Origin of the sequence: Mesorhizobium sp. CC13 (assembly GCF_039907765.1) — a bacterium.
GTDB lineage: Bacteria > Pseudomonadota > Alphaproteobacteria > Rhizobiales > Rhizobiaceae > Aminobacter.
Genome location: NZ_JARDJI010000028.1, coordinates 14,583 through 37,546, shown reverse-complemented (window position 1 = coordinate 37,546; position 22,964 = coordinate 14,583). Strand labels below are relative to the sequence as shown.

The following is a 22,964-nucleotide window of genomic DNA, read 5'->3' as shown; positions in this document are numbered from 1 at the left end:
CAGGCCATGATCCTCGTCGCCATGGGCGGCAACCTCCTACGCCGGAATGCCCATCCCTGACTTTCCAAACGGACTCTTAGCAATTCTGAGGCAAACAGGTTAGCCGGCAATTTTTTCAAAGCTGTGGTTGAGGGCAAGGTGGCGTGACCGTCAAACTTCTCGATTTCAGTCAGGCACTTGAGAGAGCAAATAGCTACGGGAAGAAGCATCTGCTCCTTGGCAACGGCTTCAGCATCGCCTGCAAACCCGATATCTTTGCCTACGGGTCTCTCTTCGAAGAAGCCAAAAAGACGATGTCCAAAGAGCTGGCCGCAATTTTTGCAGCAATGGACACCCAAGACTTCGAGGAGGTTATTCGTGCGCTTCAGCATGCCGCTGCGATTGTCAGCGTCTATCGGCCTAAGTTCGTTGCGACCAAGGGGCTGCTTCTCGCGGATGCGGAAAAGCTCAAGGCAGATTTAATTCATGCTGTGGCGGGCCGTCATCCGGCGCGACCAAATGACATTTCTGACGAGCGCTACTTCGCTTGCCGGACCTTCCTCTCGAATTTTGTAGGTGCTGGCTCAACTGGCAAAATCTACACGATGAACTACGATTTGCTGCTTTATTGGGCGCTGATGCACGACGAGGAAGATGTGCTGGTGCGCATCGCGCTGACCCATGATGACGGGTTTCGCAAAGACCATAGTGACTACGATGCACCCTATGTCGAGTGGCAGGGAGAAGGAGCAGCGCACGGCCAAAACATCCACTATCTACACGGGGCGCTTCATCTCTTTGATGCTGGCCATCAGCTGCAGAAATATACTTGGGTGAACACCGGAAAGGCCCTTGTGGATCAGGCAAATGAAGCCCTCAAAAAGGATCTTTTTCCGGTTTTCGTGGCTGAGGGGGATAGCAATAGCAAGCTGACCAAGATTCAACACAGCGCGTATTTGCACCATAATTTCAAGAGCTTTGCCGGAGTTTGCCAAACCAAGCCGAAGGATGGGACGGCGCTCTTTGTCTATGGCCATTCGTTCGCAAAGAATGATGCTCATGTTCTGAACATGATTGGATATGGAAAGGTCGCTCACCTTTTTGTCAGCCTTTACGGCGACCCAACAAGCAAAAATAATCAGGCAATTCGCGCGAACGTTGATCTCATTGCAAGTCTAAGACCGCAGTCCTATCCTCCATTGAAAGTCGACTACTATGATGCGGGTTCGGCGAAGGTCTGGGGCTAGACAGCATCGCGTTGACCGATAGTTGCAATTCCGTTGATGCCGTCAGGTACGCTTTTGAGCGCCTCCAGCCTGTCACCATCTGTCAGCAATCCGCGTGGACAAACCGCCCCATTTATCCCCGCCCCCAGAACCTCTCGTACAATCCCGGCAGTTCCTCCCGCGGGAACGCCGGTCGCGACGGTGACATGCGGGGAGGAGCCGGCGCCTCCGGCAGTGGGCTGACGTAGCCTGTCGCCCGGGGAGGTTCCGTCCGAGGGTTCCCCTCCGGGTACTACGGCCCGGATGCGCTGGACGATGCGCTAGTGGGGCAGGGGCGAAAATGCCTTTGCTCCGGAAGCGGAACGGACGGAGACAGAAATCGCCGGCGGAGCGCGGGTTCGCGCCATATTCAAGATATCGGAAGGCACGGCCCCGCGCCCCGCTTCCCGGATTTTCCATGACAATGGCCAGACCGGCAACGGGGCGTGGCGCCGGACAGGTGTGCGGGACAGCACCCCCCTCTGTCCTGCCGGACATCTCCCCCGCAAGGGGGGAGATTGGCAGCGGCAGGCGTGACGCCCGATCTGCGATGGCGGCAGTCAACAGGAGGTTGGTGGTTGGCGAAAGCGGAAGTGACGGCTGATCTCCCCCCTTGCGGGGGGTAAGGAGTGGTCGCCGAAGGCGACGAAAAGCCAATTGCTTGGCTTTTCGAACGACGAACGCCGGCAGGACAGAGGGGGGTGGGAGGGAATGAGAGCGGGCAGGTTGGCGCCGCCCCTCACCCGACCGCTTCGCGGCCACCCTCTCCCCGTAAACGGGGCGAGGGAAAAAGAAGCCTCAGAGCAACCCCGCCTGCTCGGCCTCGCGCTTCAAATTCTGCCGCGGCCGGGGGCCGAGCTGCTGGATCACCAGGCCGGCGGCCAGCGAGCCGAGGTCGCCGCAATCCTTGAGCGAGCGCCCCTGCGTGTAGCCGTGCAGGAAGCCGGCGGCGTAGAGGTCGCCGGCGCCTGTCGTGTCGACCAGCTCGCGGATCTTGGTCGCCTCGATCACCACGGTCTCGTCGCCGCGCACGATCACCGAGCCCTTCTCCGAGCGGGTCACCGCGGCGAGCTTGCAGTCCTTGCGGATCTGGGCGAGTGCGTCGTCGAAGGACGAGGTCTCGTAGAGCGATTTGATCTCGTGGCTGTTGGCGAACACGATGTCGACCGTGCCCGAGCGCATCAGCTCGAGGAACTCTGTGCGGTAGCGGTCGATGCAGAACGAATCCGACAGCGTCATCGACACCTCGCGGCCGGCGGCGCGGGCGTGCGCGGCGGCCAGCCGGATCGCTTCCTTGGCCAGCGGCGGGTCCCACAGATAGCCCTCGAAATAGGTGACCTTGGCGGCGTGCACCTTGTCGGCGTCGACGTCCTCGGGCCCGAGTTCGACGCAGGCGCCGAGATAGGTGTTCATCGAGCGCTCGCCGTCGGGGGTGACGAAGATCATCGAGCGCGCCGTCGGCGGGGTACCGTCGAGGGGTTTCGTGTCGAAGGCCACGCCCTGCGCGCGGATGTCGTGGGCGAAGATCTCGCCGAGCTTGTCGCGCGAGACCTTGCCGAAATAGGCGGCGCGGCCGCCGAAGGAGGCGACTCCGGCGGCGGTGTTGCCGGCCGAGCCGCCCGAGGCCTCGATCGCCGGGCCCATGCGCGCATAGAGCAGCTCGGCGCGCTCGGCGTCGATCAGGTTCATCGCGCCCTTGATGATGCCGTTGTCGGTCAAAAAGGCCTCGTCGCATTGCGCGATGATGTCGACGATGGCGTTGCCGATGCACAGCACGTCATATTGGCTCATCAGGGTCTCCGCGGCGCTTCGGCCGTAACAGGGGTCGACGGATCGGCAAAACGGATTGCCTGTAGCGGCTCGCGGCCCGTTTGCCTACCCGGCAATTTGGCCCTGCTGTGCTTGAGGCGGGCGGCGCGGCACCTTATCTCAGCGGGCGAACAGGGAGCGACCTCAAGACCATGATCCTCGACGCCGCCCGCGCCGCCGCCGGCCAGCTCTTTACGCCGGAGTTCCGCGCCGTGTTCTTCAAGACGCTGGGGCTGACCATCCTGGCCCTGATCGCGCTCTGGTTCGGCATCCGCGAAGTGTTCGACTGGCTGGCCATGCCGTGGATCGACGCCATGCTGCCCGGCCTGCCCTCGTGGACCGGCTGGCTCGGCCTGATCGCGGCGATCGTCGCCGGCATGGGCCTGGCGCTCGGTCTGGCGCTGCTGGTCGCGCCGGTAACGGCAATCGTCGCCGGCCTGTTTCTCGACGACGTCGCCGAGGTGGTGGAGAAGACCAGCTATCCCGGCGACCGTCCCGGCCAGCCGGTGCCCGCCCTGCGCGCCATGGTGCTGGCGATCAAATTCTTCGGCGTCGTCATCCTCGGCAACATCGTGGCGCTGCTCCTGCTGCTCGTGCCGGGCGTCAACATCGGCGCCTTCTTCCTGGTCAACGGCTATTTGCTCGGCCGCGAGTTCTTCGAATTCGCCGCCATGCGCTTCCGCTCGGAAGAGGACGCCAGGGATATGCGCCGCCGTTACGCCGGCACGGTCTTCCTCGCCGGCCTGGTCGTCGCCGCCTTCCTCTCCGTGCCGGTCCTCAATCTTCTCACCCCGCTGTTCGCCGCGGCGATGATGGTGCACCTGCACAAGAGCCTGACGGCGACCGAACTCAGAGTAGCGGGCGCCAGAGCATGATCCCGAACCGCAGGACTGCGCCAGCGAAAAGTGGGGACCGGTTTTCGGAAAAGATCGTGATCAAAACAAAATCTCAGCCTTCGCGGCCGAACAGCGCCTGCAGCTTGGCGTAGGCCATGCCGTCGCGGGCGAACTCGAACGTGCCCTGGCCGAGCATTTCGCGCGACGCCCGCTCCATCATGCCGAAGGCGTAGGCGGTGAGCTTGGAGCCGAGCGAGATGCGCTTGGCGCCCGCCTCGGCGAGTACCGCGACCGAGAAGCCCGGCACGGCGAGCACGTTGACCGGCTTGCCGACCGCCCTGCACAGAGTGCGGATCATGCCGATGTCGCTGATGCCCGGCGCATAGAGCACGTCGGCGCCGGCCTTCTCGAAGGCCTGCAGCCGCTTGATGGTGTCGTCGAGGTCGGGCCGGTCCCAGAGGAAGTTCTCGGCGCGTGCCGTCAGCACGAAGTCATGCTTCAGCGCCCGCGCCGCCTCGGCCGCCGCCTGAACGCGCTCCACCGCATGCGAGAACTCGTAGATCGGACTTTCGGCCTCGCCGGTGTGGTCCTCGATCGAGCAGCCCGCGAGCCCCGCCGCCTCGGCCGCGAAGATCGTCTCGCCGGCACTTTCGGGGCTGTCGCCCTTGCCCTTCTCGAGATCGGCCGACACCGGCAGCCCGGTGGCGTGCGCCATGTCGCGGCAGTGGTGGATCATCGTCTCGAAGCCGACCTCGCCGTCGGGCAGGCCGCGCGAGAAGGCGAAGCCCGCGCTGGTCGTCGCCAGCGCCTCGAAGCCGAAGGAGGCGAGCAGGCGGGCGGTGCCGACGTCCCAGGGATTGGGGATGATGAAGGCGCCCGGCGCCTCGTGGAGTTTCCGGAAGACCGCGCCCTTGTCCATGTCAACACCCTCGAGCTGAACCGACGGGCCGATACTAGACCGGAGTTCGGAACGCCTCAAATCCGATTTCAGGCGATGGGGACAAGTCCTGCCAGCCTGCGCATGTCGTCGAACAGCGTGGCACCGCTCGCCTCGAGCCCGTCGCGGTCGGCATGCGGGTCGCCGTGATAGCCGAACACGCGCATGCCGGCAGCTCGCCCCGCCTGGGCGCCCGCGACGCTGTCCTCGACGACGATGCAGTCCGAAGGCTCGACGCCCATCATGCCGGCGGCATGCAGGAAGAGGTCGGGGAACGGCTTGCCGCGCTCGACCATGGTCGCGGAGAACAGCACGTCGCGGAAATGCGTGAGCAGCCCGGTCTGGCCGAGGGTCAAATGCATCTTTTCGATGCGCGCCGACGAGGCCACGCAATAGGCGATGCCGGCGGATTGCACCGCGCCGACGAAGGTCTCGATATGCGGGATGGCCCGCACGCCGCTCGCAAACAGGCCGGGCAGCTCCCGGTACCAGCGCTCGACGAAGTCTGGGCCGAGGCTGGCGCCGGTCGCCTCGACCTCCTTCTGCACCGATGTCAGGCTGCGCCCGACGAACTGGCGGCGGCAGTCCTCGTAGCTCACCGGATAGCCGGCCTCGGTCAGCCAGGCCGACAGCCGCCGGTTCGCCAGCGGCTCGGTGTCGACGAGCACGCCGTCGCAGTCGAAAATGACGAGTTTGGGCCGGCTCATGCCGTGCCGGTCGAGCCGAAGCTGCCATTGCCGCGCTCGGTCGAGCCGGCGAGGCTGCGCTCCTCGATCGCGGCGCGGGTCACCGGCGCGATCACCATCTGAGCGATGCGCATGCCGCGCTCGACATAGAAGTCCTCGTCGCCGTGGTTGATCAGGAGCACCTTGACCTCGCCGCGATAGTCGCAGTCGATCGTGCCGGGCGTGTTGAGGCAGGTGATGCCGTGCTTGTAGGCGAGACCCGAGCGCGGCCGCACCTGGCCCTCGAAGCCTTCGGGGATCTCGTACACCAGGCCGGTCGGCACCAGTGCGCGCCGGCCGGGCAGGATGAGCAGCGGCCGGTCGTCGGCGACGGCGGCGCGCAGGTCCATGCCGGCCGCGCCCGCGCTTTCATAGGCGGGCAGGGGCAGGCCTTCGCCGTGCGGCAATCGAACGATCCCGACGACGGGGGCGGAAGAGTTTTCGGTGGCGGATTTCATGGCGGCGATCCTATGGGACGGTGCTCGGAGAACGTCAATCCCGATCTCCGAGCGACGTGGCTGCAAGGGCAGGGCTGTGTGGTTTTTGCATGACGCTCCCACGTGAACCTTTGCCACAGCCGCGACACAAACGGATGGAGAAGCTTGGCGGCGTGCGATTCTGCACATTTACCATTTGTTATCCATGCTGGCCGAGTGTGGGGCGATGTCCCCGATGCGGACGGATATGAGGTCGAACAACCATGTGCCGGTGGGCCGCCTATCTTGGTGAAGAGGTCTTTCTCGAAGATATCGTTTCCGCGCCCTGCCACTCGCTGATCGCCCAAAGCCACTGCGCCCAGGAAGCCAAGTCTCCGACCAACGGCGACGGCTTCGGCCTGGCCTGGTACGGCGACCGGCCGGAGCCGGGTCTCTACCGCGACATCCTGCCGGCCTGGTCGGACCCCAACCTCAAGAGCCTGTGCCGGCAGATCAAGTCGAGCCTGTTTCTGGCGCATGTGCGCGCCGCGACCGGCGGCGGCACCAGCCGGGCCAATTGCCACCCCTTCGTCTCGGGCCGCTGGAGCTTCATGCACAACGGCCAGATCTCCGGCTTCGAACGCATCCGCCGCCGGCTCGAGGCGGGCGTCTGCGACACGCTCTACGAGCAACGCCAGGGCACGACCGATTCAGAACTGTTCTTCCTGCTGATGCTGGAGGAGGGGCTGGATACCGACCCAATAGGTGCGGTTGCCCGCGCTGCGCGCCGCATCATCGACGCATCGGAAGCCGCCGGCATGGCCGCCTCGTTCAAGCTGACGGCGGCGTTCAGCGACGGGGAGAACCTGTTTGCGGTCCGCTATGCCACCGACGCGCATGCGCCGACGCTCTACACACGCGACGGCGCCACCGGCCGCTGCATCGTCTCGGAGCCCTTCGATCGCGAGGGCGAGAGCTGGCAGGCCGTGCCGCCGTCGAGCTTCGTCACCATGACGCGGCAGGGCATGACGGTCAGCCCGTTTGCGCCCGCCGCCGCGGGCCGGGCGGCGGCCGCGGAGTAGACTTTTCTTGGATAGCCCAAGGCGGGGCGACCGCTCGGCGGAGCGCTCTGCCGTTGTACCCCCAACCCCTAACCCCTCCCCACGAGAGGGGGAGGGGACTTCTCTCAACCTGCGCCCAAGGCCATTCTTCGGCACTGCAGTGGCAAGGACGGTAAGATCGTCCCCCCTGGTGGGGAGGGGTTCGGGGTGGGGTGTCCTTCAACTTCGACTGGCCTCCCTAATGATGCGTGAGCGCCTTGTTCATCGGCTCCCAGTACATCTTCGACCAGCCTTCATCGAGGCTGGCATGAGCCGTCCGCGGATAGCCGTTCTGGTCGAAGACGAGCCTGGTGCCGCCGGCCTCGGCCTCGAGCTCGAAGCGGACGACCGAATAGATGCCCTCGGCCCAGTGTCGTGAGCGCCACGCCTGGACGATGCGGCGGTTGGGCACCAGCTCGAGGTTGCGGGCTTCGATATCGCCGCCGAAGATCGACACCTCGCCGCCCTCATGCGTCGAGATGTGGGCCGAACGCCCGCCCGACATCGCCTGGAACCGGGCGGAATCGAGAAGCAGGTCGTAGATGTCCTTCGGCGTGCCCTTGAGATGCACTTCCTGATGGATGGTCATGTCGACCTCCCTGGATGTGGACAGCGCGTTTGCCCGATATTTTCGACCTGTCCAGGGTGGCCGTCAATGACGACATGCGGCCGCGCGGAACCGCATGTCCAGGGACGAAACAGGCCAGGCGGCCGCCTCGGCCTGTCGCCTACGTTTTTCCAACTGCCGGCGTTCACTCGACCCCGCGTGCCGCCTCGGCGAGCGGCACCAAGCGGAGCTCAACCTCGCTGAAGGTCGGGATCGTGGTTCCGGCAGGCGCCGATGGCCCAGGCCGGCGACGCTGTCAGGCCCGAGCGGCGAACAGATCGGCGTACCGCCGCAGGTAGAGCGGCCAGCCATGATCGCCGGCGACGCCGTCGCGTTCGCTTTCCCATCCCTGACCGTGACGATCGAGTTTCCGATGCTCGATCTCGACGCGGGTCCGGTTCGCGGCTTCGGCGATGAAGCGCACCTCCCACTCGCTGGTCTTGTCCGGATCGCTCTCGATCTGCCAGCGTGGGCTGATATCCCAGCTCATGAGCAGCCGGGTAGGCGGCTCGTATGCGAGCACGCGTGCCCATCGGCACTCGCTGCCATCGGCGCCGCGATCGTAGATGTGCCCACCGACTCTGGGCTCGAACACGGTCTCGGCGATCGGCACGGCCAACAGGTTGTGCTCGCGCGGCTTGAAATTGCCGAACTCCTCCGTGAAGACCTTGAACGCACGCGCGATCGGTGCGTCGACCACGACGGACTGCCTTACGGCGGCGATCGGAACATGCTTGGTCATTTCTGCTCCTCTTGCGGTTGCTCGACGGCAGCCTTGTAGGCCGCCAGCGACTGGCTCCAGAACCCGTCGAGCCAGGCGCGCATGCGCCCCAGGCCGGCCGGGTCGACGTGGTAGATGTTGCGGGCGCCCTGCGGTTCCATGCGCACCAGCTGTGCCTCCTTCAACACCTTGAGGTGCTGCGACACCGCCGACTGCGACACCGGCAGCGTGCGCGTGATCTCGGCCACCGAACATGGCCGCTCAGTTACCCGCTCGAAGATGATCCGCCGGGTAGGGTCGGCAAGGGCGGTGATCTGTGAATAATCATAAGTCATGACTAATCATAAGTAAGAACTGATGACATGTCAATCGCAGTGCCGGCATCACCAATTTGTGCTGTAGGGCCGTCCACGGCGACGAGGCTCCTGACGCCTCGCTGGCAGCAGGCTGGTGTAGCGTGCCGCCACGATTCGTCGGGGCAGACGGGGCAGAACAGGATGAGCATATGGAAGACACTGCGACCCAGGCCGCGCCCGCGCTGAAGGAAATCTTCGACAGGGCCCGCTTCCAGCGCATCGCAGCCGAGATGGTGGCGATCGCGCCGGGCTTCGACGGCGAGCGTTTCATGGCGTTGGCCACGAACGATCTCGACGCGCTCGGCATCATGCAGCGGCTGCGGCAGACGGCCGAGGCGCTGCGCGGCGCGTTGAACTGCGACTTCGCCCGTTCGGTCGAGCTTTTGCGGGAACTGGCGCCGCGCATAGGGCACGGCTTCGCCTCGATCGTGCTGCCGGAGTTCGTGGCGCTCTATGGCAGGGCGGATTTCGAGCGCTCGATGGAGGCACTGCACTATTTCACCCGCTTCGGCTCGGCCGAGTTCGCCATCCGTCATTTCCTCGCCGACGATTTCGTGCGGACGCTCGACGTGATGCGCGGCTGGGCGCTCGACGACAACGAGCATGTGCGCCGCCTCGCCAGCGAAGGCTCGCGCCCGCGCCTGCCGTGGTCGTTCCAGCTGAAGAACCTGATTGCCGACCCGCAGCCGACGCTGCCGATCCTGGAGGCGCTGAAGGGCGATCCGAGCCTCTATGTGCGCAAGTCGGTGGCCAACCACCTCAACGACATCAGCAAGGATAATGCCGGGCTGTTGCTCGAGCGGCTGGCCGGCTGGGACATGGCCGACAGGAACACCGCCTGGATCGTGCGCCACGCCTTGCGGACGCTGATCAAGAAGGGCGATCCGAAGGCGCTGGCGCTGATCGGCACGACCGGCAAGCCCGAGGTCGACGTCGCGGGGTTTACCGTGACCCCCACGTCGATCGCGCTCGGCGGGCGCATCGCGCTCAGGACCAGCATCGTCTCGACGGCGGAGCGGCCGCAGCAGCTCGTGGTCGACTATGCCGTCCACTATGTGAAGAAGGCCGGCGGCACCTCGAAGAAGGTGTTCAAGCTCAAGGAGATCACCCTGCCGCCGGCGGCGCGCAAGGAGCTGGAGATCAGCCAGGCGGTGCGCGACTTCACCACCCGCAAGCACTATCCCGGCCACCATCGCGTCGAGCTGATCGTCAATGGCGAGACGGTTGCCGAAGGCGGGTTCGAGCTGCGGGGATGACACCTTTAGAAATGGCGCGACGTTGACGACTCCCTCCCCCTTGTGGGGAGGGAGGTATCGGCGCCACGCCTCGCCAATGGCAACGGTCCTGGATTCAGGACATCGCCTGCAGCATCGCCGCCGCGCGTCCATTTCCTCGACAGGCGCGACCACGGCTGTTAGAAGCCCGCCATCAAACGGGAATTCCTTGCATGACCGAGACGATCCAAGAGGCGGTGGCGCGCCGCCGCACTTTCGCGATCATCGCGCACCCTGACGCCGGCAAGACCACGCTGACCGAAAAGCTGCTCCTGTTCGGCGGCGCGATCCAGCTCGCCGGCGAGGTCAAGGCCAAGAAGGACAAGATCCAGACGCGTTCCGACTGGATGAAGATCGAGCGCGAGCGCGGCATCTCGGTGGTCACCTCGGTGATGACCTTCGAATATGGCGACAACGTCTTCAACCTGCTCGACACGCCCGGCCACGAGGATTTCGCCGACGATACCTATCGCACGCTGTCGGCGGTCGACAGCGCCGTCATGGTCATCGACGCCGCCAAGGGTATCGAGCCGCGCACGCTGAAGCTGTTCGAGGTTTGCCGCATGCGCGACATCCCGATCATCACCTTCGTCAACAAGATGGACCGCGAGGCGCGCAACACCTTCGAAATCCTCGACGAGATCGAGGAGAAGCTGGCGCTCGACACCGCCCCGATCACCTGGCCGATCGGCCAGGGCAAGACCTTCTCCGGCACCTATCATCTCGCCCAGAACGCCGTGCGCCATGGCGACGACGAGAAGGAGCGCACGCCCGTGCACGGCCCGGATTCCAACCGCGCCGCCGGCCTCTTGCCCGACAACGACCGCCCGGCCTTCATCGAGGAACTGGAGCTGGCGCGGGAAGCGTGCCGGCCGTTCGATCTGCAGGCCTTCCGCGAAGGCCATCTGACGCCGGTCTATTTCGGCTCGGCGCTCAGGAATTTCGGCGTGCGCGACCTGATCGAGGCTTTGGGCGAGTTCGGTCCGGCGCCGCGCGCCCAGGAGGCCGACACGCGCAAGGTCGAGGCGACGGAGGAGAAGATGACGTCGTTCGTCTTCAAGATCCAGGCCAACATGGACCCCAACCATCGCGACCGCATCGCCTTCGTCCGCGTCTGCTCGGGCGAGCTCAAGCGCGGCATGAAGGCCAAGCTCGTGCGCACCGGCAAGCCGATGAGCCTGTCGGCGCCGCAGTTCTTCTTCGCCCGCTCGCGCATCACCGCCGACGAGGCCTATGCCGGCGACGTGGTCGGCATCCCCAACCATGGCACGCTGCGCATCGGCGACACGCTGACCGAGGGCGAGGACATCCTGTTCCGCGGCGTGCCCAACTTCGCGCCCGAAATCCTGCGCCGCGTGCGCCTGGGCGACGCCATGAAGGCCAAGAAGCTCAAGGAAGCGCTGCAGCAGATGGCCGAGGAGGGCGTGGTGCAGCTGTTCCAGCCCGAGGACGGCTCGCCCGCCATCGTCGGGGTCGTCGGCGCCCTGCAGATCGACGTGCTCAAGGAGCGTCTCAACGTCGAATACACGCTGCCCGTCGACTTCGAGATGTCGCGCTTCTCGGTCTGCCGCTGGATCGGCGCCGACGACAAGAGCGACCTGCAGCGCTTCGTCGAGAGCCATCGCGGCGACATCGCCCGCGACCTCGACAACGACCCGGTCTATCTCGCCCAGCACGAGTTCTCGCTCAACTACGAGGCCGAGCGCTGGAAGACGATCCGCTTCGCCGCGATCAAGGACTACCAGGTGCGCGACAAGGCGGCTTAGGCCGAGCGCATGGCGTCTACCCGACCTGATCTTCTTTCGCCGGCCCGCCTGCCGGCGAATATTGCAAGGTCGATGCCTGTTTGGCGAAAATAAGGTCGATGTTTTGTCGCAAGTATCTTGAATATTTGGCTCTGGACCAAAACATTCGGAATTCTTGCGATGCCGAATATATCTTCGGGTATATCTAGCCGCTTGTCTTGAGTGTATGCAAATGTATTGATGTTGCATACATGCCCGCCCGGATGGGCGTGGCGGTGTTCCGCGGGGGGCGGCACATGTCAAGCATGAGGCAACAGGGCGGAATTGGCAGACAGAAACACCGTAGCATTGGCGCAGGTCGACGAAATCTGGCTGCGCGCCTGGGTCAACGAAGGCATTATCACGCCTGAGCAATTCGAAGCCGAGATGCGCCGTCGGCGGCTTGCGGCAACTCCAACGGAAGCCGCGGCTGACGATGAGCCGCTTCCTGAATAGCATGCCGGACGATCCGCTGTCGCCTGTCCGTCATCGCCGCTTCGTCATTCCGTCATGCAAATCGCCTATTCGGTCCCCGGCGCTGGCCGCCGGGGCACGGGGGCTGCTATTGGAGGAAATGACGTCGCATGATGGTTTCTGCATTGATCGAGCGTGAACTCACCCGCATCGGAACGCCCGTCCGCTACGGCGTTTTCGTCGCCGTCGTCGGCCCGAGCGGCGCCGGCAAGGACACGCTGATCGCCTATGTGCGCGAGCGCCTGGGCGACGAGGACCACGTCGAGTTCGCCCGCCGCGTCATCACCCGCCACAGCGACGGTGCCACCGAGGATCACGACACGCTGGCCGACGCGGCCTTCGTCGAAGCCGAGGAAGCCGGTGCCTTCGCGCTGTCCTGGGAGGCGCACGGCCTGCGCTACGGCATCCCGGCTGCCGTCGACGATGCCATCGCCAACGGCCAGGTGGTGGTCGCAAATACCTCGCGCGGCGTCATCCCGGCGCTGCGCGCGCGCTATGCCAATGTCGCCGTGGTCGAGATCACCGCTTCGCCCGAGGTCCTCGCGACGCGCCTCGCGGCACGGGGACGGGAATCGCGCGGCGAGGTGCTGGCGCGTCTCGCCCGCACCGCGCCGCACGACCTGTCCGGCCCGGGCCATGTTCAGATCGACAATTCCGGTGTGCCCGAGATCGCCGGCGACAAGTTCCTCGCCGTGCTGCGCAAGGCGGTCGCCCATGCGGACGTCTCCGGGTTGGTATAGGCTTATTGCGTAAGCGGTTGCTTACACATGCTGCATGTCGATGCGCAGCATGTGGTTGTCCCACACATGCTCGGGATCGTCGGTCTGGCCGCCGTCGGAGCCGACGATGAGGCCGGCGCCGGTCGTTGCCACGAAGCCGTCGCGGTAGGGCGCGAGCCCGCAGACCTCGACCAGATCGTTCTGCGCCACCACCTTGCCGCTCTTCGCCTCGATCGTCGCCCAGGCATTGCCCTGCGGCGAGGACACGGCGATCAGCCCGGCGTCGCGGTTGACCGCGACCGAGCCGATATAGTTGCGGAAGCCGCCGAGGATGTCCTCGGGCATGTCGAGCAGCTCGAGTTCCTTGCCGCGCGCGGCGCGGCCGACCAGCAGCGGCTTTTCCGTCGCCGGCCCCTCGTGCTGGCAGCCGAACCAGACGGTGCCCTCGGCGTCGATGTCCATGTGGCGGATCGACAGCTGGTGCAGCCTTTCAGGCAGTTCGTGCTTTTCGATGAGGTCGCCGGAAACGCGGTCGACCAGCACGAAGGACGGCTTCATGGTGGGCAGGTTGAGCTTGGCGCGGCCGAAATCCGGGTGGGTCTCGATGCCGCCGTTGCAGATCGCGAGCGTCAGGCCGTCGCCGAGCAGGATCAGCTCGTGCGGGCCGACACCGTGGGTCGGGAACTCTCCGATGCGGCGGAAGCCGTCGCGGGCGTCATAGACGCCGACCATGCCGGCGGCGTTGTCGAAGTCGTTTTCTGTGACGTAGAGCAGCGCGCCGTCGGGCGAAAACACGCCATGGCCGTAATAGTGCCGGCCGGCGATGCTCGGAATGGTCAGCGGCGCGTCGCGGCCGGTGTGGTCGAACACCGTCATGAAGGTGCCGGGCTGGCGGGCGAAGACCACCGACTTGCGCGAGTTCGGATCGAAGGTCACGTCGTGGCCGCGGTCTGGCAGGGCAACCGAATGCAGGATCTTGCCGGCCTCCGACAGAACCGCAACGCCATATTCGCCCGAACGCGCTTGGTAAGCCGTAGCGAACATAGCGTCGCTTTCGAGCGCCAGCGCGCGCTGCGCCGGCGCCAGCGACATCAGGAAGGTCGTGCCGGCGGCCTTGAGGAAGTCGCGGCGGTCGAACAGGGGCGTGCGCAGTTGTTGTTGGACCATGATCTTGTCCGAAAACCGGCGTCCACTTTTCGCTGCCGCGGACGTTTGGCTCGGGATCATGCTCTAGTCGCCGTCCAGCGATGAGAAACCGGCAGTGAGCCCGAGCGCGCCGGCGAGGCGGGTGCCGAACAGCTCCGACAGGCTGGAGGTGACGACGCCGAAATAGGCGAGCTTGCCGCGCTTTTCTGCGTCAGTGAGAGCCGCATCGACGGGACCGGTCACCGCCGATGCAGCGTTTTGTGCATTGGCGAACTCGAAGTCGATGGATAGTGCGATCCACTGGGAATCGGCCGGCAGCAGCGAGCCGAACTGCGAGGCATCGAACAGCGCCTTCATGCCGGCGATGTTGCCGCCGAGCGCGGCGGCGGTGCCCTCAGAGCGCCAGTAGAGCGCCTGCTTGGGCTTGTCGGCGGCGGCTTCCTTGCCGAGGAAGCCGTTGACCCGCACGTCGCGCACCAGTTCCAGCCCGTTGACATAGACCTCGAGCAGCTCGGTGACGGCCTCGGTGGCGTTGCGGTAGAGCGCATTGTCGGGGCCGGGCGTCTTCCACTGGCCGGCAAAACCCTTGTCGTCGCGCCAGGCGGCGTCGACGTCCGATGCGATCTTGCCGACATTGCCCGAAATCGCCTTGCCGTAGGAACAGCGATAGGCTGCGCCGGCCCCGGCGAGGTCGTCGGCGCCGGTGCCGAACAGGACGAATTCCAGCGCGCCCAGCCCCTGCATGGCCACGCTCTTGCCGCCGAGCCTGGCTGCGTCGGTCGCCGTCTCGTCCTTGTCGGCGACGGCCGCCTGCACCTGCTTGAGGCCGGTGCCCTTGCGGTCTGGCCAGAACAGCATGCGCTCGAGCCGGTTCTGTTCGGTGATCGGGCCGAAGCGGATGATCTCGACCTCGGACCAGCTTTCGGTGGTTTTCGAGAAGGCCTTCCGCGCGGCTTCGAGAGTGTCGGTGGAAGGCGCGGCGCAGAGCTTGTCCATCGACGCGCCGAGTGCTGCGGTCTGCTCGACCAGCCGGCCATAGGCGGGGCGGATGAAGCCGTCGATGGCCCCCGAGACCACCTTGTCGGAGGCCTCGTTGGCCAGGGCCGCCGCGGGGAGGGCGACCGAGACGGCGAGCGCGGTGGCGAGGAAGCGTCCGGCCATTACAGCGACTCCAGGAATTTGATCAGGGCATCGCGGTCGGCGGCGGGCAGGGCTGCGAAGCGGTCTCGAGAAGCCTGCGCCTCGCCGCCGTGCCACAGGATCGCCTCGGTGGCGTTCCGGGCGCGCCCGTCATGCAGGAAGAAGGTGTGGCCGTTGACGGTCTCTGTGAGGCCGATGCCCCACAGCGGCGGCGTGCGCCATTCGCTGCCGGTGGCGTCGCCGACCTGCTGGCCGTCGGCGAGACCGTCTCCCATGTCGTGCAGCAGGAAATCGGAATAGGGCCAGATCAGCTGGAAGGCCTGCGCCTTGTTGGGCGCGTCGCGGCGGGTGACGAATTTCGGCGTGTGGCACGAGGCGCAACCGGCCTCGTAGAACGCCTGCTTGCCGCGCAGCACTTGCGGATCGTCGATATCGCGGCGGGCGGGAACTGCGAGATTCTGGGAATAGAAGGTGACGAAATCCATGATCGGATCGGGCGCCTCGACCGGGCCGAGCCGCTCCTGCGCGCCGTTGGGCATGGCGAGGCAGTCGGCTTGCGCCTTGGTGCAGTCGCCCCAGTGCTGCGGCACATCGGGCGTGGAGATGCCGATGTCGCCGGCAAAGGCACCGGCCGATTGCTGGCGGATGGTCGGGTTCTGCGCCTTCCAACCGAAGCGTCCGAGGGCGAGCTCACCCGTCTTGTCGTCGCGGACGAGGGCAGGCTTGCCGGAAATGCCGTCGCCGTTGCCGTCGTCCGGATCCGCGTTGGCGAGGAGGTCGGCCGGGTGGATCTGCTCGACCAGCCCGAGGCCGATCATCGCCGGCGTGACGCGCGGCGACAGCGTCGTCCTGGGGTCCATTGGCCCGTAGCCGAGGTCGGCGACCGAATAGCTCGGCTTGCGCAGCGACAGTTTGGTGCCGTCGGCCAGTTCGACCGGCACCTCCTCATAGGCGATGACCATGCGGCCCTCGCCCTTGAGGCCGGGCACGGCGAGATCCTGGAACTGGCCGCCATAGACCGGATCGGGGAAGTTCGGCACCTTGCGGTCGGCGAGTGCCGCTTTTTCCTCGTCGGACTCCGCGGTGCGGGCCAGGCGCAGGAACATCGAGGTGGCGTCCGTATTGCCCTCGGGCGGATGGCCGCGGCCGTCCTTGAGGTGGCAGCTCTGGCAGGCGCGGGCGTTGAACAGCGGCCCGAGCCCGTCGGAAGCCTGGGTGGAGGAGGGCGAGGACACCCACAGCTTGCGGAACATACCGTTGCCGAGCTTGAAGGTGCCTTCTTCCTCGAAGGTGATGTTGGCCGAGGACTGCGAAAACGCATCCTGGTTGACGCGCTTCTCCGAGGTGCCGGCGCCGCCCTGCATGCGCTCGAACTGCTCGGGCTTGGAGAAGTCGGTCGTCGGCCTGACGGTCCTTTCGACGCGGGCCTTGTCCTTGGGATTGAGGTCGGTGCGCTCGGTGGGAAATTGTGCGGCATCGCTATCGGCGGCGGACGGGCCGGCCGTGGCGAACAGGATCAGATTGGCCGCGAGCGCGCCGAGAAATAGCTTGGCGCTACGCTTGTTCGTAGGCGGAAAGGTACCCCCACCCCTGATCCCTCCCCACAAGGGGGAGGGGAATTCTGTGGCGTCGCTGCCCAGCGCCAAACCCCGACAACTTTGGTCAAAGCTGGCGAGACCTCGTCCCCCTCCCCCTTGTGGGGAGGGGTCAGGGGTGGGGGTATTCATAGAGGCAATCGCCTGGCTGGTTGCAGGGGCGGGCGCACCCGCCAGGGCGCGGCGCGTCAGGGAGAAGTTGCGCCGCATTCCGGCATCCTATTCGGCCTCGTCCGCGGTCTCGGCGTTGAGCTGGCCATATTTCTCGTCGCCGATCTCCTCGAGGAGCTGCAGTTGCGTTTCGAGGAAGTCGATGTGACCTTCCTCGTCGGCGAGCAGCTCTTCGAAGAGCTTCATGGATACGTAGTCGCCGTGCTGTTGGCAGATCTCGCGCGACTGCTTGTAGGAGGTCCGGGCGTCATATTCGCCGGCGAGATCGCTTTCGAGCACTTCCTTGACGTTCTGGCCGATGCGCAGCGGCGCCACCGACTGCAGGTTGGGATGACCTTCGAGGAAGATGATGCGCGCCACGAGCCTGTCGGCATGGTGCATCTCTTCGATGGATTCCGCCCGCTCTTTCTTGGCGAGCTTACCGTAGCCCCAGTCTTCGAGAAGGCGATAGTGCACCCAATATTGGTTGACCGCGCCGAGTTCGAGGAAAAGGGCTTCGTTAAGCCGCTCGATGACCTGCTTTTCGCCTTTCATTGAATCTGCTCCCAAATTGGACCCGCAACTCTTTCACACGGTCCATGTGCGAAACGATATCCCCGCCGCTCGTCTCCGTACGAGCGTGGTAGGCTTCGGTAATCCGAATGATTGTTTCGACCACATTTGGGAAGCAGCCGCAACAACGTCCTCGATGCTGCAGCGTGTGATAGACCTTTGCCGGCACGATCAGCGACCAGGGATCCCGGTCGAGAAGCTCGATGATCGTGTCTTCGATCTCCTTCTGGGTGATCAGGTTGCAGTGGCAGATCAGCATGGCTTGCTCTGGGTGGCTGGCGGCGCGTCTTCCGCGCCGCGTGGCTTGGATAATCTAGGCGCTGGGGGCGCTCACTGGAAGACCTTGTCGGGGGCGTCCAGGCTGTCCGAGCCCTCGAAGGCGATGGCTTCGAGCTTGAGTGCCGAGACCGCGCGCTCGATCGACTTGGTCTGGTCGACGAGCGCATCGATCGCCGCCTGCACGGTGGCGTTGCCTTCGGCATTGCCCTCGCCGATCTGCTGGTCGTAGGACTCGCCGGCCTCGGCGCGCGCCTTGATCGCCTCCATCCTGGCGACAGTGGCGTCGAGCTTGCCGCCGAGTTCCTGGTCGAGCGCGGCATCTGCCTCCTTGACCAGGCCAGACACCGACGGGCCCTCGACGGTCGAGCCGTCGATGCGCTTGTAGCTGCCGAGATAGGCGTTGCGGATGCCGACCGCGTCGTAGAGATGCGAGATGTGGGTGTTGTCCGAGAAGCAGTCGTGCTCCTCTTCCGGATCGTGCAGCAGGAGGCCGAGCTTCATGCGCTCACCCGCGAGTTCGCCATAGGACAGCGAGCCCATGCCGGTGAGAATGGTGGAGATGCCGGCCTTGGGGTCGCCGTCGACGAGCGCCTTGCGGGCAGCGCCGTCGGCCTTCCAGTTGCCGACCATCTCTTCGAGGTCGGCGACCAGCAGGTCGGTCGCGGCCGCGAGATACTGGCCACGACGGTCGCAGTTGCCGCCGGTGCAGTTGGCCGCGTCGTAGTCCGTGTAGGGGCGGTTGCCGGCGCCGGGACCGGTGCCGTTCAGGTCCTGGCCCCAGAGCAGGAATTCGATGGCATGGTAGCCGGTGGCGACATTGGCCTCGATGCCGCCGGCCTCCTGCAGCGTGCCCGACAGGAACTCGGGCGTGATCTTGGAGGCGTCGACCTTCTGGCCGTTGATCTCGATCGAGGCGTTGGCGATCACGTTGGCGGTGTAGAGCGAGTTCTCGTCGGACTCTGTGCCGTAGCTCTTGTCGACATAGTCGATCAGGCCCTCGTCCAGCGGCCAGGCGTTCACGCGGCCTTCCCAGTCGTCGACGATCGCGTTGCCGAAGCGGTAGACCTCGGTCTGCTGGTAGGGGATGCGGGCTGCCTTCCAGGCCTCGCGGGCCGCCTTCATCGTCTCTTCCGAGGGCTTGGCGATCAGCGCCTCGACGGCCGCGTCGAGCGCCTTGGCCGTGACGAGCGAGTCCTCGTACTTGGCCAGCGCGATGTCGGCATAGGTGGCGATGACCGCCTTCGGGTCTGTTTCGGCTTTCGCCGGCAGGACGAAGACGGCGGCGGTCAGCGCCGTCGTGGCGGCGATGGCGGCGAGCCTGCCGATATGCCGGCTGCGCGTGATGGATGCAGGCATGAACGTCTCCTCAACGTTTCCGATGGCGCGGGGCCGCGCCGAAAACCCGTGCGCCGACCAGGAAGTGCCGGGCAGCGAACCGTGGGATCGAGGGAAGACTTCGGGGGCGGCCTCGGACGGTCGCAGCAATGCCCGGTCGGGCTCATGCGACAAAACCAGCGCCGGCGGGCGACGCGTCGAAGGCTTGCACCCGGCGCTCCAATCGAAAGGGTTCAAGGCCCAGACATCAAAGACAGGCGCTGTAAAGCACGGCGACATAAGGGGGTCTGGTGCCAAAAGTCAACGGCCGAGAGCGGGAAAATGCAGCCGGATCAATAGTTTAGAATTATTCTAAACTAATTTTGTCCAGTTTATCGGGGCGCGATTGCCGGCAAGCCGTTGATTTGCCGAGCGCTTGTCGTCGCGCGGGCCGGCGGGTGCCGCGCGTGAACTCCGGCCAGGTCGTCGCTGGCGCATGCGCGTGCTTGACAGCCGTGCTGCCGGCTGTCAGCCAGATATCCGTGCATGGCCCCTTGCGGTTCCCCGTTGCAGCGGCCATTTCCGCGTGTGTCTATTGCAGAGGCGAGCATGAAGAACGGTGTGGTGATTGTCGGTGCGGGTCATGCCGGCGTGCAGGCGGCAGCCAGCCTGCGCGAGGAGGGCTATGACGGCCCGGTCATCCTGCTCGGCGACGAGAGCGAGCTGCCCTACCACAAGCCGCCGCTGTCCAAGACCTTCATCAAGGACCCGGCCGCCCAGCCGCAGCCGTTGCGCGGCGAGGTGTTCTACTCCGGCCATTCGATCGATTTCCGCCCCGGTTCGCTGGTGGAGGGCATCGACGTCGCGGCCCAGCGCCTCGCGCTCGCCGGCGGCCAGGACCTCGCCTACGACCATCTCGTCCTCGCCACCGGCTCGCGGCCGCGGGTACTGCCGCTTCAGGGTTCGGACCTGGCCGGCGTGCTGTCGCTGCGCTCGGTGGCCGATGCGAGGCTGATCCGCGACCACAGTACCGCGAGCGAGGACGTCGTCGTCATCGGCGGCGGCTTCATCGGGCTCGAGATCGCAGCCACGCTCGCCGCCGGCGGCCGCCGCGTCACCGTCGTCGAGGCGCTCGACCGGCTGCTCGGCCGCGCCGTGGCGCCGCTGATCGCCGAGCACGTGCGCAAGCGGCTGGAGGCGTCGGGCGTGCGCATCCTGCTCGGGACCACCATTGAGCGCATCGAGGGCGACAACGGCCATGTCGCTGGTGCGATGACGTCCGCCGGCGAACGTCTGCCGGCGAAGATGGTCGTCATCGGCATCGGCGTCGTGCCCAATGTCGAGCTGGCCCAGGCAGCCGGCCTCGCCGTCGCCAACGGTGTCCGCATCGACGGCCGGATGCGCAGCTCGGTCGAGAACATCCTCGCCGTCGGCGACAACGCCAACTTCCGCCACTGGCAGACCGGCGCGGACGTCAGGCTGGAATCGGTGCAGAACGCCACCGACCAGGCCAAGCTCGCGGCGCGCACCATCGTCGGCCATGACGGCGACTACACCGCCGTGCCGTGGTTCTGGTCCGACATCGGCGACATGAAGCTGCAGATGGTGGGGCTGACCATGGGCAGCGACCGGCAGGTCCTGTCGGGCGACCCGTCGGAAAACCGCTTCTCGGTCTATCACTTCATCGCCGACCGGCTGGCGGCGATCGAATCGGTCAACCGCCCGGCCGACCACATGCTCGGCCGCAAGATGCTCGGCCTCGGCTTCTCGCCGACGGCGGAGATGGTGGCGGGCGGGGCGGAAGCGCTGAAGGCCGCACTCGCGGCGCTGCCAGTGCAGGGGTGAGCCCGCGCCCACTTCGAGCGCGCTTGTGGACGAGTTACCCCCACCCCTAACCCCTCCCCACAAGGGGGAGGGGGATTCTGCCCTCGCCACGGCCACGACGAAGCCATCTGTCCTCGAGGCACGGCGGTGGCGCAAGTCCCCCTCCCCCTTGTGGGGAGGGGTTAGGGGTGGGGGTGCAAGTTCGGCTCCCTCATGCCGACAAAAAAATTGCCGATGCTCTGTCGGCAATGCACATATCTGTTCGTCCTAGTCATGAGGAACCGAACCGATGCTCTATGCGATCCTTTGCTACAACAACGAAGACGTGGTCTGCGCCTGGTCGAAGGAACAGGACGACGAGGTGATGGCGCGGCTGGCCGTGGTCACCGGCAAGCTGCGCGACCAGGGCCGGCTGGGACCCGTGGCAAGGCTGATGCCGACGACGGCGGCGACCACGCTGCGCAAGACCAGGGACGAGCCGCTGGTCATCGACGGGCCCTTCGCCGAAACCAAGGAACAGTTCCTCGGCTTCTATGTCGTCGATTGCGCCAGCCTCGACGACGCCGTGGACGTCGCCAGGGAACTTGCCGAGGCCAATCCGGGCGGCGGCTCCTACGAATTGCGCCCGATCGGCGCCTTTTTCCCTGGACGAGAGGCAGCATGACAGACCCGGCCTGGATCAACACGGCCCTTTCCTCCGCCCGGCCGCAGGCCGTGGCAGCCCTGCTGCGCTATTTCCGCGACCTCGACACCGCGGAGGAGGCGTTCCAGGAGGCCTGCCTGCGCGCCCTGCGCACCTGGCCGAAGAACGGACCGCCGCGCGATCCGGCCGCCTGGCTGATCTTCGTAGGCCGCAACTCCGGCATCGATGCCGCCCGCCGCCGCGCCAAGCAGGCGCCGATGCCGCCGGAGGAGACGGTCTCCGATCTCGACGACGTCGAGGGCGAGGTCGTCGACCGACTCGACGGCGCGCACTATCGCGACGACATCCTGCGGCTGCTGTTCATCTGCTGCCATCCCGACCTGCCGGCCACCCAGCAGATCGCGCTCGCCCTGCGCATCGTCTCGGGCCTGTCGGTCAAGCAGATCGCGCGCGCCTTCCTCGTCGGCGAAAGCGCCATGGAGCAGCGCATCACCCGCGCCAAGGGGCGCATCGCCAACGCCAACGTGCCGTTCGAGGCGCCGGGACCGGTCGAGCGCTCGGAGCGGCTCGCGGCGGTGCTGGCCATGGTCTACCTCGTCTTCAACGAGGGCTACTCGGCGGGTGCGGCCGAGTTCGCCAACCGGGCGCCGCTGTGCGAGGAAGCGATCAGGCTGGCGCGGCTGCTGCTGCGCCTGTTCCAGACCGAGCCGGAGGTGATGGGACTGTCGGCGCTGCTGCTGCTCCAGCACGCCCGCGCCGCCGCCCGCTTCAACGCCGAGGGCGAGCTGGTGCTGATGGAGGACCAGGACCGCACGCTCTGGAACCGGGCGCTGATCGACGAGGGCCTGGCGCTGATCGACAAGGCGATGCGCCATCGCCGGCCCGGCCCCTACCAGATCCAGTCGGCGATCGCCGCACTTCACGCCCGCGCCGCGCGGCCCGAGGACACCGACTGGGCCGAGATCGACCTGCTCTATTCGGTGCTGGAATCGATGACGCCGTCGCCGGTGGTGACGCTGAACCGCGCCGTCGCCTTCGCCAAGCTGCGCGGGCCCGAGGCGGCGCTGAAGCTGATCGAGCCGCTGGAGCCCAAGCTCGCCGGCTATTTCCATTTCTTCGGCGTGAAGGGCGGGCTGCTGATGCAGCTCGGCCGCGACGAAGAGGCGCGCGAGGCCTTCGGGCGGGCGATCGCGCTGGCCAATACGGCGGCCGAGGCGGCCCATATCCGCATGCATCTCGACCGGCTGTCGGCCGAGAGCCGCCCGCGCAACGGCATGTCGGCCTAGCCACCCGCGCGG

General features: G+C 65.9%; 23 protein-coding genes. 10 read left to right on the top strand and 13 right to left on the bottom strand.

The window, feature by feature from the left end; genetic code table 11:
* Positions 1-143: 143 nt before the first annotated feature.
* Positions 144-1,226: a DUF4917 family protein gene (locus tag PV773_RS23460; protein ID WP_347968682.1), complete on the top strand. Its 1,083-nt coding sequence runs from the start codon at positions 144-146 to the stop codon at positions 1,224-1,226.
* Between the two features lie 816 nt (positions 1,227-2,042).
* On the opposite strand, the gene PV773_RS23455 is transcribed toward PV773_RS23460, so the two are convergent.
* Positions 2,043-3,035: an adenosine kinase gene (locus PV773_RS23455; protein WP_347968681.1), complete on the bottom strand. Its 993-nt coding sequence runs from the start codon at positions 3,033-3,035 to the stop codon at positions 2,043-2,045.
* 170 nt (positions 3,036-3,205) lie between these two features.
* Here PV773_RS23455 and PV773_RS23450 point away from each other — a divergent pair, with 170 nt between their 5' ends.
* Complete coding sequence (locus PV773_RS23450) at positions 3,206-3,928, top strand: sulfate transporter family protein (RefSeq protein WP_347968680.1); 723 nt, start codon at positions 3,206-3,208, stop codon at positions 3,926-3,928.
* A 73-nt stretch (positions 3,929-4,001) separates the two neighbouring features.
* On the opposite strand, the gene PV773_RS23445 is transcribed toward PV773_RS23450, so the two are convergent.
* From PV773_RS23445 to dut, 3 genes are all read right to left on the bottom strand, one after another.
* Positions 4,002-4,808, bottom strand: a complete 807-nt coding sequence (locus PV773_RS23445) for an isocitrate lyase/phosphoenolpyruvate mutase family protein (RefSeq protein WP_347968679.1) — start codon at positions 4,806-4,808, stop codon at positions 4,002-4,004.
* 68 nt (positions 4,809-4,876) lie between these two features.
* Entirely contained in the window at positions 4,877-5,533 is a 657-nt protein-coding gene (locus PV773_RS23440) for an HAD family phosphatase (protein ID WP_347968678.1), read from the bottom strand.
* Entirely contained in the window at positions 5,530-6,009 is a 480-nt protein-coding gene (dut, locus tag PV773_RS23435) for a dUTP diphosphatase (RefSeq protein WP_347968677.1), read from the bottom strand. The genes PV773_RS23440 and dut overlap by 4 nt, the downstream gene beginning before the upstream one ends.
* A gap of 242 nt (positions 6,010-6,251) precedes the next feature.
* Here dut and PV773_RS23430 point away from each other — a divergent pair, with 242 nt between their 5' ends.
* Positions 6,252-7,049, top strand: a complete 798-nt coding sequence (locus tag PV773_RS23430) for a class II glutamine amidotransferase (protein ID WP_347968676.1) — start codon at positions 6,252-6,254, stop codon at positions 7,047-7,049.
* Positions 7,050-7,266: 217 nt separating this feature from the next.
* On the opposite strand, the gene PV773_RS23425 is transcribed toward PV773_RS23430, so the two are convergent.
* The 3 genes from PV773_RS23425 to PV773_RS23415 all read right to left on the bottom strand — a co-directional run bounded on the left by PV773_RS23425 (position 7,267) and on the right by PV773_RS23415 (position 8,730).
* Complete coding sequence (locus PV773_RS23425; protein ID WP_347968675.1) at positions 7,267-7,656, bottom strand: SRPBCC domain-containing protein; 390 nt, start codon at positions 7,654-7,656, stop codon at positions 7,267-7,269.
* A gap of 274 nt (positions 7,657-7,930) precedes the next feature.
* Positions 7,931-8,416 carry an SRPBCC family protein gene (locus PV773_RS23420; protein WP_347968674.1) on the bottom strand — a complete coding sequence of 162 codons (486 nt, stop codon included), beginning with the start codon at positions 8,414-8,416 and terminating at the stop codon, positions 7,931-7,933.
* Entirely contained in the window at positions 8,413-8,730 is a 318-nt protein-coding gene (locus PV773_RS23415) for a metalloregulator ArsR/SmtB family transcription factor (RefSeq protein WP_347968673.1), read from the bottom strand. The genes PV773_RS23420 and PV773_RS23415 overlap by 4 nt, the downstream gene beginning before the upstream one ends.
* A 170-nt stretch (positions 8,731-8,900) precedes the next feature.
* Between PV773_RS23415 and PV773_RS23410 the strand changes: the two genes are divergently transcribed.
* The 4 genes from PV773_RS23410 (at position 8,901) to phnN (ending at position 13,023) form a co-directional block, all read left to right on the top strand.
* Positions 8,901-10,007: a DNA alkylation repair protein gene (locus PV773_RS23410; RefSeq protein WP_347968672.1), complete on the top strand. Its 1,107-nt coding sequence runs from the start codon at positions 8,901-8,903 to the stop codon at positions 10,005-10,007.
* Between the two features lie 191 nt (positions 10,008-10,198).
* Positions 10,199-11,791 (top strand): peptide chain release factor 3, encoded by a 1,593-nt coding sequence (locus tag PV773_RS23405; protein ID WP_347968671.1) that lies wholly within the window; start codon positions 10,199-10,201, stop codon positions 11,789-11,791.
* A gap of 327 nt (positions 11,792-12,118) precedes the next feature.
* Entirely contained in the window at positions 12,119-12,265 is a 147-nt protein-coding gene (locus PV773_RS23400) for a hypothetical protein (RefSeq protein ID WP_347968670.1), read from the top strand.
* Positions 12,266-12,393: 128 nt separating this feature from the next.
* Positions 12,394-13,023, top strand: a complete 630-nt coding sequence (gene phnN / locus PV773_RS23395) for a phosphonate metabolism protein/1,5-bisphosphokinase (PRPP-forming) PhnN (protein ID WP_347968669.1) — start codon at positions 12,394-12,396, stop codon at positions 13,021-13,023.
* Positions 13,024-13,044: 21 nt separating this feature from the next.
* On the opposite strand, the gene PV773_RS23390 is transcribed toward phnN, so the two are convergent.
* From PV773_RS23390 to PV773_RS23365, 6 genes are all read right to left on the bottom strand, one after another.
* Positions 13,045-14,154: a DUF1513 domain-containing protein gene (locus PV773_RS23390; protein WP_347968685.1), complete on the bottom strand. Its 1,110-nt coding sequence runs from the start codon at positions 14,152-14,154 to the stop codon at positions 13,045-13,047.
* 78 nt (positions 14,155-14,232) lie between these two features.
* Positions 14,233-15,309 carry an imelysin family protein gene (locus tag PV773_RS23385; protein WP_347968668.1) on the bottom strand — a complete coding sequence of 359 codons (1,077 nt, stop codon included), beginning with the start codon at positions 15,307-15,309 and terminating at the stop codon, positions 14,233-14,235.
* On the bottom strand, positions 15,309-16,802 hold the full coding sequence (locus PV773_RS23380) for a di-heme oxidoredictase family protein (protein ID WP_347968684.1): 1,494 nt from the start codon (positions 16,800-16,802) through the stop codon (positions 15,309-15,311). The genes PV773_RS23385 and PV773_RS23380 overlap by 1 nt, the downstream gene beginning before the upstream one ends.
* A gap of 300 nt (positions 16,803-17,102) precedes the next feature.
* The gene (bfr, locus tag PV773_RS23375) at positions 17,103-17,588 is read right to left on the bottom strand and encodes a bacterioferritin (protein ID WP_347968667.1); all 486 of its coding nucleotides are present in this window, start codon (positions 17,586-17,588) and stop codon (positions 17,103-17,105) included.
* Positions 17,554-17,865 (bottom strand): (2Fe-2S)-binding protein, encoded by a 312-nt coding sequence (locus tag PV773_RS23370; RefSeq protein ID WP_347968666.1) that lies wholly within the window; start codon positions 17,863-17,865, stop codon positions 17,554-17,556. Before PV773_RS23370 ends, bfr begins: the two co-directional genes overlap by 35 nt.
* A 71-nt stretch (positions 17,866-17,936) precedes the next feature.
* On the bottom strand, positions 17,937-19,241 hold the full coding sequence (locus PV773_RS23365) for an imelysin family protein (protein ID WP_347968665.1): 1,305 nt from the start codon (positions 19,239-19,241) through the stop codon (positions 17,937-17,939).
* Between the two features lie 567 nt (positions 19,242-19,808).
* Between PV773_RS23365 and PV773_RS23360 the strand changes: the two genes are divergently transcribed.
* The 3 genes from PV773_RS23360 to PV773_RS23350 all read left to right on the top strand — a co-directional run bounded on the left by PV773_RS23360 (position 19,809) and on the right by PV773_RS23350 (position 22,952).
* Positions 19,809-21,044 carry an FAD-dependent oxidoreductase gene (locus PV773_RS23360; RefSeq protein ID WP_347968664.1) on the top strand — a complete coding sequence of 412 codons (1,236 nt, stop codon included), beginning with the start codon at positions 19,809-19,811 and terminating at the stop codon, positions 21,042-21,044.
* 268 nt (positions 21,045-21,312) lie between these two features.
* The gene (locus tag PV773_RS23355) at positions 21,313-21,687 is read left to right on the top strand and encodes a YciI family protein (RefSeq protein ID WP_347968663.1); all 375 of its coding nucleotides are present in this window, start codon (positions 21,313-21,315) and stop codon (positions 21,685-21,687) included.
* Positions 21,684-22,952, top strand: coding sequence for an RNA polymerase sigma factor (locus PV773_RS23350; protein ID WP_347968662.1), 1,269 nt, complete (start codon positions 21,684-21,686; stop codon positions 22,950-22,952). The genes PV773_RS23355 and PV773_RS23350 overlap by 4 nt, the downstream gene beginning before the upstream one ends.
* Positions 22,953-22,964 lie beyond the last annotated feature (12 nt).